The organism is Paenimyroides ceti, assembly GCF_030409925.1.
In genome coordinates this window covers 1-12,034 of record NZ_JAUFQU010000098.1, presented here as the reverse complement: position 1 = coordinate 12,034, position 12,034 = coordinate 1, and the positions used below count along the sequence as shown (strand labels likewise).

The 12,034-nt window shown below is 35.3% G+C and carries 10 protein-coding genes and 5 pseudogenes; 1 reads left to right on the top strand and 14 read right to left on the bottom strand.

What is annotated here, in order from left to right; all coding sequences use genetic code 11:
- Positions 1-26 precede the first annotated feature (26 nt).
- The gene (locus QW060_RS28005; RefSeq protein WP_290365707.1) at positions 27-326 is read left to right on the top strand and encodes a DUF983 domain-containing protein; all 300 of its coding nucleotides are present in this window, start codon (positions 27-29) and stop codon (positions 324-326) included.
- A 5-nt stretch (positions 327-331) separates the two neighbouring features.
- Here QW060_RS28005 and QW060_RS28000 read toward each other — a convergent pair whose 3' ends face one another.
- The 14 genes and pseudogenes from QW060_RS28000 to QW060_RS27935 all read right to left on the bottom strand — a co-directional run.
- Positions 332-1,210 carry an AraC family transcriptional regulator gene (locus QW060_RS28000; RefSeq protein WP_290363083.1) on the bottom strand — a complete coding sequence of 293 codons (879 nt, stop codon included), beginning with the start codon at positions 1,208-1,210 and terminating at the stop codon, positions 332-334.
- Positions 1,211-1,389: 179 nt separating this feature from the next.
- Positions 1,390-2,328 (bottom strand): annotated as a pseudogene (locus QW060_RS27995) (NAD(P)H-dependent flavin oxidoreductase).
- 1 nt (position 2,329) lies between these two features.
- Positions 2,330-2,608 carry a T9SS type A sorting domain-containing protein gene (locus QW060_RS27990; protein ID WP_290365713.1) on the bottom strand — a complete coding sequence of 93 codons (279 nt, stop codon included), beginning with the start codon at positions 2,606-2,608 and terminating at the stop codon, positions 2,330-2,332.
- Between the two features lie 72 nt (positions 2,609-2,680).
- Positions 2,681-3,282: pseudogene (locus QW060_RS27985) on the bottom strand (S8 family serine peptidase); the annotation flags it as partial.
- 65 nt (positions 3,283-3,347) lie between these two features.
- Entirely contained in the window at positions 3,348-3,956 is a 609-nt protein-coding gene (locus tag QW060_RS27980) for a hypothetical protein (protein WP_290365712.1), read from the bottom strand.
- A gap of 26 nt (positions 3,957-3,982) precedes the next feature.
- Positions 3,983-5,185, bottom strand: a complete 1,203-nt coding sequence (mnmA, locus tag QW060_RS27975; RefSeq protein ID WP_290363086.1) for a tRNA 2-thiouridine(34) synthase MnmA — start codon at positions 5,183-5,185, stop codon at positions 3,983-3,985.
- A 205-nt stretch (positions 5,186-5,390) separates the two neighbouring features.
- Entirely contained in the window at positions 5,391-5,894 is a 504-nt protein-coding gene (locus QW060_RS27970; RefSeq protein ID WP_290365711.1) for a toxin-antitoxin system YwqK family antitoxin, read from the bottom strand.
- Between the two features lie 146 nt (positions 5,895-6,040).
- A pseudogene (yidC, locus tag QW060_RS27965) lies at positions 6,041-7,919 on the bottom strand (membrane protein insertase YidC).
- Between the two features lie 43 nt (positions 7,920-7,962).
- Positions 7,963-9,578 (bottom strand): annotated as a pseudogene (locus tag QW060_RS27960) (CTP synthase).
- Between the two features lie 109 nt (positions 9,579-9,687).
- A pseudogene (locus tag QW060_RS27955) lies at positions 9,688-9,872 on the bottom strand (DUF3820 family protein).
- Positions 9,873-9,918: 46 nt separating this feature from the next.
- Positions 9,919-10,320, bottom strand: coding sequence for an OsmC family protein (locus QW060_RS27950; protein WP_290363091.1), 402 nt, complete (start codon positions 10,318-10,320; stop codon positions 9,919-9,921).
- Complete coding sequence (locus QW060_RS27945; protein ID WP_290365710.1) at positions 10,320-11,111, bottom strand: hypothetical protein; 792 nt, start codon at positions 11,109-11,111, stop codon at positions 10,320-10,322. Before QW060_RS27945 ends, QW060_RS27950 begins: the two co-directional genes overlap by 1 nt.
- Complete coding sequence (locus QW060_RS27940; RefSeq protein ID WP_290365709.1) at positions 11,078-11,659, bottom strand: LysM peptidoglycan-binding domain-containing protein; 582 nt, start codon at positions 11,657-11,659, stop codon at positions 11,078-11,080. The genes QW060_RS27945 and QW060_RS27940 overlap by 34 nt, the downstream gene beginning before the upstream one ends.
- The coding region (locus QW060_RS27935; RefSeq protein WP_290365708.1) for a LysM peptidoglycan-binding domain-containing protein at positions 11,659-12,034 on the bottom strand (376 nt) is incomplete at its 5' end. The genes QW060_RS27935 and QW060_RS27940, both read right to left, overlap by 1 nt.

Below are 12,034 nucleotides of genomic sequence, written 5' to 3'. Positions count from 1 at the left end.
TTGTTGAGAGAGATTGTACGCTCTCTATATCTTCTAATGGTAATCCATTGTTATTTAAAATGCCTAAGATGAAAATGAAATGTGACAATTGCGGCTATTCATTCCACAGAGAGACCGGTTTTTATTTTGGAGCTATGTATATGAGCTATGCTTTAACCGTTGCCGAGATGGTAGCCGTATTCGTTTTAGGACTGTTGTTTGGCTGGTCATTTATGACCATGTTTATATTAGTTGTCATCACTATTTTATTGCTTTCAACCTTTAATTATAAAATATCAAGGCTTATGTGGTTGAATTTATTTTATGATAAAGATGAGCAAGAATAATCTGATTATTTTTTATAGCGTTTGATGAATTCGGTCGGAGTCTCTCCTGTGTATTTTTTAAACAGTTTGTTAAAATAGGAATAATCAGTATAGCCCAGATCCTGAGCAATCTGATTGAATGTTTTATTGGTGTAAATCAAGTTTCTTTTAGCTTCAAGAATATTACGTTCAATAATGATGTTTGTTGTGGTTTTATCCGTAATGGATTTTACAATACGGTTTAAATGTTTTTGAGTGATGTTGAGTTTTTCAGCATATTCACTGGCGGATTTGATTTCTTTGTAATACTTGTCAACCAAATGTTCAAAGGTGTTGAACTGGTTTTGATAATGCCTCAGGCTATTATGATCTATCAGGCTATTGCTTTCTATCTGCCGGTTGAGTAAAATATAGATTTGAGTGAGATAACTCAATATCAACTGAGTTTTTTTCCAGTTGTTCTGCAGATATTCATTATAAATGTTTTCTATATCATGCATGAGCTTTGAAGTAAACATCTGATCCAGATAAAAACATTTATTAGAAGCATTTGATTTAAAGAACGGATATTCATACAAAGTGTTATTTACATATCCCATTTCGTAAAATTCTTTAGTATGAAAAAACAGATAACCTTCAATGTCATCCGAAAGATGCCAACCATGGGTCTGACCCGGATATAAAAAGAAGATGGCACCCGGCTTGACTTCATAAGTGGTAAAATCTATTTCATGTGTTCCGGATCCTTTTGTAAATAAAAAAACGGCATAGAAGTTATGTTTGTGCGGCTTTTCAATTCTTTGATGATTATTGATGAGATGATTTTGAATGGTATTCACATAAAAATTAGAACTGTTCTTATGCTGATTCATATCATCTATTTTCAATAATTGGATTTCTTTCATGAAACTTTAAATAAAGTTAAACATTTGTTATATTAGATTTTATTAACACTTAACAACGTTGATAATCAGTAATTTTGAATAACAAATTTATTAAGCAATTAATTAAATTTTGTATTTCATAGTTATTTTTTTTTGGAAGGTATTGCTACTTATAAAAAATTAGCAATACCTTTTTTCTTTTAATAACTGATTGGTGTAGCTATTGATTCCTTAAATTCCTTTATGATATCATCAACTACTTCGTGTACTGATTTTATTTTGTGAGTAATCCTGCTATTTGTCCTATTTCAAGTTCACCTTCTATAAGATCACCTTCAAACATCCCCTTTTTTGCACGTGCTCTACCTAAGACTGCTTTTAGATCTTCCACCGTTGCTCCTTTTGCATAGGCTTCCTGAATATCGTTATAAAACATTATTTTTTATCAGACGAACTGGCGCCAGCTCTTTTAAGGTTAGGTGAGTATCTCCTTCTCCCAATTCGGCAAGCATTTGTTTAAAGTTGTTGTGGGATGAACTTTCTGTAGTCATGGCAAAGCGGGTTCCCATTTGTACTGCATCTGCTCCTAAAATCATTGCTGCATGCATTCCTCTTCCTGTGGCAATGCCTCCTGCTGCTATTAAAGGAATACTGATTTGCTGTTTTACCATCGGAATTAATGTCAGGGTTGTTGATTCTTCCCTACCGTTATGTCCTCCGGCTTCAAATCCTTCTGCTACTACAGCATCAACACCTGCTTCCTGGGCTTTAAGAGCAAATTTTGTAGAACTTACTACATGTACTACTGTAATGCCTTTTTCTTTAAGATAAGACGTCCATGTTTTAGGATTGCCAGCAGAAGTAAATACAATTTTTACCCCTTCATCGATGATGATTTGCATGATTTCTTCTACATTGGGGTATAACATCGGCACATTTACTCCAAAAGGCTTGTCCGTTGCTTTTTTGCATTTCTGAATGTGCTCTCTTAATACATCCGGATACATAGAGCCGGCACCTATGAGTCCTAAACCTCCGGCATTACTTACTGCTGATGCCAGTTTGTAGCCGCTGTTCCATATCATTCCTCCTTGTATAACAGGATATTTTATATTAAATAATCGGGTTATTCTGTTCATTTTATTGTTTAATTAATTTTCCTTGTTGTATTGCAGTCGCGTTCTTCAAAACATACCAATAAATTCCTTTCTCTAAAAAAGACAAATTCAGAGCGGTATCGGGTATCCATTGAGTATTTTCATATACTTTTTGTCCCTGCAAATTATACATTTCAAATATAGTATTTCCTACTTCTTTTTCACAGGAAAAAAATAATGCTTCTGAAAAAGGATTCGGATACAGGCAGAAGACACTTTCTTTTTGTTTCTTAACACTCAATACCTGATGATAAGCCTGCATAAAATCAGGTATTCCATAGCCATAATAATTATCCGGATTTGCATATCTATCAGCAGAAGCTTTTACAATATTAATGATTTCCTCGTTGGTCATTTCAGGAAAAGCACTCCATAATGAGGCTATGGCTCCGGAAACAATAGGTGCTGAAAAAGAAGTTCCGTTACCGGACTTATTGTTCCGGTTTGATTCGCAACTATAGTAGCAGTTCCCATTGCCATAAGATCCGGCTTTATTCGACCGTCAGATGTTGGCCCAATAGAGCTGAATGAACTTCTCTGTTCGGTATTGTCAACAGATCCGATGGCTAATGCTGTTGTTGCATCTGAAGGAACGCCTATTGTCGGATTTGCTGTATTTCCAGAATTTCCGGCTGAAACGACACAAATCATTCCTTTAGAGAATGCTATGTCTGCAGCCACGGATGAAAAAGAAGTTCCGTTGATTTGATTATTATTATAAGAATAAGAGGGATTATCATACGAAAAATAGCCCAAAGAAGTATTCACAATATCAACTCCAAGACTATCTGCCTTTTCCAAAGCTTCGACCCAGTAACTCTCCTCTACGGGATTTTCAGACTCAATATCTTCTGTAATGAATAAATAAAACAGAGCATTCGGAGCCGTACCTATGAGCTGGTTTTCTGCCATACCTGCAATTGCAGAAAGTACCATGGTGCCATGATTATGTGAGGTATATACGTTTTCTGTTCTGTGTACAAAATCATAAGTACCCGCAATTAAATTTGGTTTTGTATATATTGAAAAGGTGCAGTAGTATTTACCCCCAGAAAACCGGAATCCATAATCGCTATAACTTTATTTTCTCCTGTAAAATTATTGGAATGTAGAAAAGGTACGTTTAGCATTTCAGACTGTAGAAATGAATTGCCGTAATTATAATTTATCTGTGGCTGTTGCAGGTTTTTTCCTTTCTTTTTTTCATTTTTTATAGTTGAAAGTACAGCGGTATTTTGCTGATTATTCCAACTATGGTTGGCATAAACAATTGTCGAAACAAATGAAAAATTTCCAAGCTGCTGTATGTTTTCAAGTGTTCCCCTTATATGAACTGCATTGTGCCATTTAGACGTTGCTTTTACCTCAATTCCGGAAGCCGCTTGTATCTGTGAAAGATAAGCCGCATCTACAGGAACATCTTTTATATCGTAAGAAATGTTTTGCTGAACTCTTCTTTGTATGGCTCTCGGAGACAACATCTGATCCGGATTTTGAAGATAAAATGAACTTTGGGGTTTATCTAAAAAATATACCCAGGCATCTTCCAGATCCTGGGCATAGGTTATATTAGATAGTAATAATATGATGGCTAAGCAGTATCGTTTCATATTTTCAAAAATTAGAAAGCACTAATCTATGAAATTACTCCCGAACCAACTAATTCTTCTCCTAAATGCCATGATACAAATTGTCCTTCTGTAATGGCGGACTGCGGTTCTTCAAAAGCAACATACATACCGCTTTCAAATTTATGCAAAACTGCGTTTTGTAAAGGTTGGCGGTAACGTATTCTGGCTTTGACTTCCAGAGTATCTCCGTCTTTCAATGCCATATCTTCTCTTATCCAATGAATTTCATGCGGCTTTACATGCAAAGCTTTTTTAAACAATCCGGGATGTTCACTTCCCTGTCCTGTGTAAATAGCATTGGTTTCTACATCAGTTGCTATGATAAACAACGGTTCTACAGTTCCACCTACATTAAGTCCTTTTCGCTGTCCGATAGTGTAATAATGAGCGCCATTGTGTTCAGCTACTTTTTTTGCATCATCAGATGTATATTTTACAGATGCTGAAGCAGCGATAAGTTCCGCTTCTTTTGTCGGATACGTTACAGGTTCATTATGGTATAAAGCACTTTCTTTTGAAACTTCATAAATAATTCCCTTTTTAGGTTTGAGCTGTTGTTGTAAAAACTCAGGCAAACGCACTTTTCCGATAAAACATAACCCTTGTGAGTCTTTTTTATCCGCTGTGATCAAATCATTGGCAGCAGCAATTTCACGAACTTCAGGTTTGGTCAGATGACCGATCGGAAATAAAGCCTTTGCAAGTTGCTCCTGAGACAACTGACACAGAAAGTATGATTGATCTTTATTATTGTCAACACCCGCCAAAAGTCTGTGTATTTCTTTTGTTTCTCCGTTTTCTGTAACCTGTATTACTTCCTTACGGCAATAATGTCCTGTTGCCACATAATCTGCCCCAAGCTCTACAGCAATTTTCATAAAGACATCAAATTTGATCTCTCTGTTACACAATACATCCGGATTTGGCGTACGTCCGTTTTCATATTCGTTGAACATATAGTCAACAATACGTTCTTTGTATTGTTCACTTAAGTCAACTGTTTGAAAAGGTATTCCTAATTTATCAGCAACCATTAAGGCATCATTGCTATCTTCAAGCCATGGACATTCATTTGAAATAGTGACCGAATCATCGTGCCAGTTTTTCATAAAAAGTCCAATAACTTCATATCCTTGTTCTTTAAGAAGGTAGGCAGCTACACTTGAATCTACCCCTCCGGAAAGACCTACTACTACTCTTTTTTTCATTTCATTTTAATCTGAAATGCAAAGTTACGATTTTATAAATCAGAAATTTATTTTTTTACAGAAGCTTTAACAGCTTGTTTTTTTGCCCAAGGACCAATTTTTTTACCATTGTCATACTCACCTTCAGAAACCACTTTTCCACTACCGTCTCTGTAAATTGCTTTACCATGCTGTGCACCGTTTACATAGAATTCTTCACGGAGTTTTACACCATTTTCAGCATATGGTATGAATATCCGTTTTGAATACCGTTTTGATAATTGATTTCTTCTGACATTTTACCGTCGGGATAAAATACTTTTTTCAAACCATGAAGTTCTCCATTTACATAGTATTCTTCGCTCATTATGTTTTTACCTCCCTGATGATAGGTAATCCACTTTCCATCTTTCTTTTTGTTGAGAAAATTCCCTTCCGTCATCTTTTTTCCCTTACCATCGTAAAAAACTGTATAAGCATTTCCGTTGCCCTGCGAAAAATTTCTTGTTGCAATAATTACCTTTCCGGGTTCATCTGCATAAAATATAAACTCTCCCTGTTCTACTCCATTGGAAAAAGTTCCTTCATACTTCAGGTTATTGGTTCCTTCATAATATCCTGTCCATTTTCCTTCTCTCTGTCCCTGAGCATTTTTGCGGTTTTCCTGAGCCGATGCGGTTACTGAGATAAAGAAAGCCATTACCAAAATTGAATTGATGATTTTTTTCATGCTGTTCTCTGTTATAAATGTTGTTGTATAAAACGCTGTTATTATTTATATTATTGTATTTTCTTTGCAAGCCGATATCTTCATATTGCTAAAAAAACAACCCGAATAAATTATCCGGGTTGCTAAAATTAGTAAATAAATACAAATTATTTTTTATTTTGATTTGCTTTTTGTTGCTGTGCCTGCTCCATCATTTCTTCCATCTTGCGTTGAAATTTGCTTTTTGGACGCTCTTTGGTCTTATCTCTTCAATTTTGGCTTTGATTTTATCTTCTTTTACAATTTTATTTTTGATCACATACATAATTCCAATGGTAATCAGGTTGGAAATAAAATAGTATAATGATAAACCTGAAGCATAATTATTAAAGAAAAACAACATCATAAGCGGAGAGATATAAATCATGATTTTCATGATCTTGCTCATATCCGGCATACCCTCCTGTGGTGTAGTCATTTGCGCCTGATCACCTGTTGTCATTTTCATATAGAAGAAAATAGCAATAGATGCCAGAATCGGAAATAAACTTACGTGGTTTCCATAAAAAGGAATATAGAAAGGAAGGTTCAGTACATTGTCATAAGACGATAAGTCATCTGCCCACAAGAATGATTTCTGACGTAAATCAAATGCTGAAGGGAAAAACTGAAACAAGGCGTAGAAAATAGGAATCTGTAATAAGCCCGGAATACAACCCGCCATTGGGTTCACTCCAGCTTTGGAATACAATTTCATTGTTTCCTGCTGTTTCTTCATCGGATCGTTCTTGAATTTCTCATTGATTTCTGCTACTTCAGGACGAATCACTTTCATTTTTGCCTGAGAAACATACGATTTATATGTAATAGGCGACATTACAAGGCGTACGAGTATGGTAAGAACAATAATAGCGATACCATGAGGGATGAATTTTACTAAAAACCCGAATACAGGAATGAAGAGAAATTTATTTATCCATCCGAAGATTCCCCACCCCAAAGGCATGGTTTGCTCCAGATTTCTTTTATAGCCTTTAAGGATATCATAATCTGAAGGCCCGAAGTATAAATTCATATTATAGCTCAATTCGCCTCCTTTGAATTCTAAAGGCATTTTAGCATTGAAATCTTTTGTAAAAACCGTATCTAATTTTTCATCCGAAACCAGATTCTGAGATTTTAAGCTTGTTGTTTTAAAAGGAGTATCTGTCAATAATATGGAAGAGAAAAAATGTTGTTTAAAAGCAACATAGGATACCTCTGAAATGGTTTTTTCCTCAAATTTGCTTGTAGCACTCAGATAATCATCTTTTCCGGAATCATGCTCATATGCAATTTCTACATAACGGTTTTCGTAAGAGATACTTTTCTCATTTCTGTAGGCTTTTAACTGCCACTCCAGCTCTGCAGTTTTAGAACCGTCAACGATATTTGATAAACCAACCGTTCTGATGCTGAAATCAAGCATATATTCTTTTGGCTTGATTACATATCGGTATTCCAGATAAGCCGTTTCTGAAGTTTTCAATTTCATGGAAACGATCTGATTTTCTCCTTCTTTTGCCAAAGTAGGTTCAAAATACAAATCATTGGTATTATATACACGGTTGTCTTTTGACTGAAACTGAAGGTTTAATTTAGAATTGTTGTCCTTGATGATTTTTACCAATTCATCTGAATGTTTTGAAATTCTCTTTACGTTATTGACTTCAATTCTTTTATATAACCACCTTTATTCGAGAAAGTTATCGTGATTAAATCATTCGTAACTTTAACATCCTTACCTTTCACAGATGGCAATGTAGCACTGTAAGCAAAAGCCCCGAGAGCTGCTTTTAATTGCGGATTAACAGCAGTGTCATTCGCGTTTTTTACCAGATGATCAATATCTGATGTTTTGTTGGTAGCAGCAGTTTCGGTTTTTGCTTTTTCTTCTGTTTCTTTTGATGTATCTGTACTTTTGCTACTGTACATCATCCAAAATAAAAGAGCAGCGATAACTCCCATTCCAATTAAACTACTTTTGTCTAATTTTTTTTCTCCCATTATGATTTTACTTAATTTTTAGAAATGAAAGGCTTTGTTTTTATTATGCCTTTATTTTTTTTTCAACAGCTGCCTTAATCAGACTCACAAAAAGCGGGTGTGGATTGGCAACAGTACTTTTATATTCCGGATGGTATTGAACTGCTACGAAAAACGGATGGTCTTTGAGTTCAATAATCTCTACTAATTTTGTTTCAGGATTGATACCCGATGCGATAAGTCCTGCTTTCTCTAAATCTTCCTGATAGTAAGAGTTGAATTCATAGCGGTGACGATGGCGTTCATTAATCAAGGTACTTTTATATATATCGTATGCTCTGGTACCTTTTTTAATTTCACAATCCCATCCTCCTAAACGCATGGTTCCTCCTTTATCGGTAATTGTTTTCTGCTCTTCCATAAATGTAATGACCGGATGAGGTGTATTATCATTTATTTCTGTAGAATTAGCGTTTTCAAGTTTCAGAACATTTCGGGCATATTCGATTACTGCCATCTGCATTCCCAAACAAATTCCCATAAACGGAATTTTATTTTCTCTGGCGTAACGCACCGTTTCTATTTTACCTTCTATACCACGAGCACCAAACCCCGGAGCAACAAGGATAGCATCAAGATTTTGCAATTTCTCTTCTGCGTTCTTCATGGTAAGGTATTCTGAATGTATACTTACTACATTTACTTTCGTATAGTTTTCTGCACCAGCATGGATAAATGCTTCCAGTATCGATTTGTAAGAGTCCTGCAATTCTACATATTTACCTACTAATCCAATGTTTACCGTGTGCTTAGGGTTTTTTAAACGATGTAAAAAGTCGTTCCATTTTACTAAATCCGGTAATGATTTTTCAGGCAGATCCAGTTTTTTAAGAGCTACTTTATCTAAGCCTTCTTCTAACATATTATTAGGAACTTCATAAATAGTAGAAGCATCTATGGACTGGATTACAGCTTCAGGTTTTACATTACAGAAAGCCGCTAATTTCTGACGTATTTCAGTTGACAGCTCATGTTCTGTTCTACAGACTAATATATCGGCTTTTATTCCGCTTTCCATTAACGTTTTAACAGAGTGCTGGGTCGGTTTTGTTTTTAATTCTCCCGCTGCAGCCAGAAAAGGTACTAATGTCAAATGTATTACAATGGCATTATTGTCTCCTAAATCCCATAATAACTGTCGCACTGATTCTATATAAGGCAACGATTCTATATCACCAACTGTACCTCCTATTTCTGTAATCACAATATCATAATCGCCGGTATTACCCAACAATTGCATACGTTCTTTGATTTCATTGGTAATATGAGGTACCACCTGAACGGTTTTACCTAAAAACTCTCCTCTTCTTTCTTTTTCAATTACAGATAAATATACTCTTCCTGTAGTTACATTATTTGCCTGAGATGTAGGTACATTTAAAAAACGTTCGTAATGTCCAAGATCGAGATCCGTTTCCGCTCCGTCATTGGTAACAAAACATTCTCCATGTTCATAAGGATTAAGGGTTCCGGATCAACATTGATATAGGGATCAAATTTCTGAATTGTGGTACGATACCCTCTCGCCTGTAATAATTTTGCTAAAGAAGCTGCAATGATTCCTTTCCCTAAAGAAGAAGTAACACCGCCCGTAACAAAAATATATTTTGTTTGTTTCATTGATTGTATAGTGTGTTGTGTTGTTGCAATTATTTAAACTTGGCAAAAATACAATTATAATTTGTGTTTCTAAAGCAGAAAGTACAGATTTTAAAAGATTAGGGCTTATTTAAGGTTTTGGATATTTTTCTTTAATCGTACGGATCAAATATTCCAAGCCATTTAGCTTTAACTCATATATAAGTTGCAGCTGATTTCCTATTTTGCCTTTAGGAAATCCCTTTTGATGATACCAGACGATGTAGTGCTCAGGTAAATCAATAAGAAAACGCCCTTCGTATTTCCGAAAGGCATTTTGGTATGAGCCAGCTCAATGAGTTGCTTTTGTTGATCTTCCAAACTATTTCCAGTTAAAAGTAATATCTTTTTCGATATCCGGATGCAAACTTAAATAAACAGGACAACTAAGGGCTACCCGTTCCAGTATTGTTTGTTGTTTCTCATCCAGCTGTGTATTCATCTGAAAAACAATTTTAATTTTGCTTATTTTCCGAGGCTCTGACTGCATCTCTTTGATCACCTCTGCTGTTGATCCTTCTAAAGCAATCGCCATACCCGCTGCCTTGATTCCCATAATGGTAAACATACACGTAGCCAGTGAATTTGCTAACAGATCGGTTGGAGAGAAAGCTTCTCCTTTGCCATTGTTATCAACAGGTGCATCACTAATAATTTCCGAACCAGAGGCCAAATGAACAGATTGTGTTCTTAACTCTCCTAAATAGATAACTTTTGACAACATTATTTTGCTTCTTTTATCGTTAGATTTTTATCGTAATACATAATGTAAACTGCATTATTGTAAATTCCTCCGTTTTCGTTTACATAGGTAAATTTGTTTTCTACCTGCTCTGTCCCATAATCAAATATATTTGCATCTTCAGACTGAAACATACGCTTGATTACATCAAAAGTAACATCAAACCCTCTTGTCACAAACCGATTGGGTGTACTGCCATTTGCTTGCTCATAGGCTGCAGCAAAACGATCTGATTTCGCATTGTCATTCTCTCTGGTGACTGACGGGAATAACATTTGCAAATCTGCCAATGTCTGAATATTTATTTCGGTAGAATCTAATACATCATGCTTTTCAAGTACTGCCAAACGAATACTATAAGTGTTTTTTAAACTGTTTAAGGCGTTGACCAAATCAATAGCTGTTTGTAAGGCTGTTGACTCCAGAATAACATAGTTTACCCCTGTTTTATCAAGCATGCCTTCTATTTGGCTTTTTGTAACTGCACCGTTAGCTGCTGCATCCAATAACTTTACTTCTTTGAAATTGCTTTCAAAAAAGTTTCTCGAACTTGCCGCTTTTGGGTTTAAAACAGCAATTATGTTTCCATTTTGAGCCCGTAAATACTCCATCATTTCATTCCGAACGATATCGGTGTTTGGCATGGTATGTACCTGATTCGGATATGGTTTTCCCTTGTCTGTAGACAAAGGAGAAACGATAAGTGTAGGGGTGTCTTTAAACTCTTCAGAAATAGCATCTACATTGGCTTGAAAAAAGGGTCCGATGACCACATCTGTATTCGAAAATCGAATTGCTGCTTTAACTGTGCCACATTCATTGAACGATTAGACTCTTTTGAATCAAATATTTTCACTTCCAACGGAAGATTCATTGCTCTTGCAGAATCAATTGCGATAAGTGCTCCGGAATAAAAGTCTAACGTCATATTTAAAAACACATCGTTATTAAGTATTTTATTGATTTCTGTTTTATTATCCGGATTGTTTTTATCTAAATTAAACGGCAAAAGCAATACAAGCTCTTTTATATCTTTATCATTTCTAAAGCCTGCTATTTTAATATTATCTGTTTTTCCTGTAATTACCGGTTCGTCTTTTACAAGATCAAATTTTTTGATGGTGGGTTTTCCTACGATGAGTTCCATTCCTATTCGCAAACCATCTTTCAATTCAGGGTTCCACTGCAAAAGCTGTTCCTGAGAAATACCGTATTTTTTAGAAATATTATAAACCGTTTCTTTAGGTTCTACTATAATGGTTTTCGCATTGGCTGCTTTAGAAGTTTGCTTTTTATCATTTGTTTTAGAAGGTTCTGTCATCAGATTACCAGAAACCGGAATTTTTTTTTCTGGTTTTCTTTAATCCCGCCTGAAGCCAGTTCAGGATTTAACTCATAAATCTCTGAAACAGTTACTTGATTTTTTACTGCAATGCCATAGATAGTTTCTCCGGGTTTTACATCAATGAGACGAAAACTGTCAGTTGAAATATTTGTAGCAGCAGGAGTTTTCTTAGGTGTTTCTGTCTTTTTTGAAAGATTTAACAACTGCCCTATTTGCAATCCATTTTCTCTTAATCCGGGATTTAGATTATAAAGCTGTTCAATGGCAATATTGTATTTTTTGGAAATACCATACAGGGTTTCTTTTGCCAGTACCTCGTGTTGCAACATGGTATTTCGGAACTTGGTATTA

Coding starts and splice junctions, on each gene's coding strand:
- QW060_RS28000 (WP_290363083.1), bottom strand. CDS start 1,210: ATGAAAGAAATCCAATTATTGAAAATAGATGATATGAATCAGCATAAG.
- QW060_RS27990 (WP_290365713.1), bottom strand. CDS start 2,608: ATGCAGGCTTATCATCAGGTATTGAGTGTTAAGAAACAAAAAGAAAGT.
- QW060_RS27980 (WP_290365712.1), bottom strand. CDS start 3,956: ATGAAACGATACTGCTTAGCCATCATATTATTACTATCTAATATAACC.
- mnmA (WP_290363086.1), bottom strand. CDS start 5,185: ATGAAAAAAAGAGTAGTAGTAGGTCTTTCCGGAGGGGTAGATTCAAGT.
- QW060_RS27970 (WP_290365711.1), bottom strand. CDS start 5,894: ATGAAAAAAATCATCAATTCAATTTTGGTAATGGCTTTCTTTATCTCA.
- QW060_RS27950 (WP_290363091.1), bottom strand. CDS start 10,320: ATGTTGTCAAAAGTTATCTATTTAGGAGAGTTAAGAACACAATCTGTT.
- QW060_RS27940 (WP_290365709.1), bottom strand. CDS start 11,659: ATGACAGAACCTTCTAAAACAAATGATAAAAAGCAAACTTCTAAAGCA.